Raw genomic sequence first — 566 nt, forward strand, 5'->3', positions numbered from 1 at the left:
GTTTGTCCAATCGGTCAAAATTTGCGTAGCATGAAAGCGCGGCAAAGACCAAGCGTTGGACGCAGCGAAACAGGTTACAAGGGGAAGTCTTGGTCATGTCCAACCGGCTGAAAGTCACGCCGAACGATCTCAGCGCATTCTGGATGCCGTTCACGGCAAACCGGCAGTTCAAGCAGGCGCCGCGCATGTTCGTGTCCGCCAAGGACATGCATTACACGACCAGCGATGGCCGCAAGGTATTGGACGGCACCGCCGGCCTTTGGTGTGTCAACGCCGGCCATTGCCGACCGAAGATCACCGAGGCGATCCAGCACCAGGCCGCCGAACTCGACTATGCACCCGCCTTCCAGATGGGCCATCCGATCGTGTTCGAACTGGCGAACCGCCTGGTCGACCTCGCGCCCAAGGGCATGGACCATGTCTTCTTCACCAATTCCGGTTCGGAATCGGTCGAAACGGCGCTGAAGATGGCGATCGCCTATCATCGCGTGAAGGGGGAAGGCTCGCGCACCCGCCTCATCGGCCGCGAGCGCGGTTATCACGGCGTCAATTTCGGCGGCATCTCG

General features: G+C 60.2%; 1 protein-coding gene. It reads left to right on the forward strand.

Going from position 1 to position 566, the window contains the following annotated elements:
* Positions 1–95: 95 nt before the first annotated feature.
* On the forward strand, positions 96–566 hold a 471-nt coding region (locus tag X744_RS139690; protein WP_023763250.1), incomplete at its 3' end, for an aminotransferase class III-fold pyridoxal phosphate-dependent enzyme.

It is taken from the genome of Mesorhizobium sp. LNHC252B00, assembly GCF_000502955.1.
GTDB lineage: Bacteria > Pseudomonadota > Alphaproteobacteria > Rhizobiales > Rhizobiaceae > Mesorhizobium.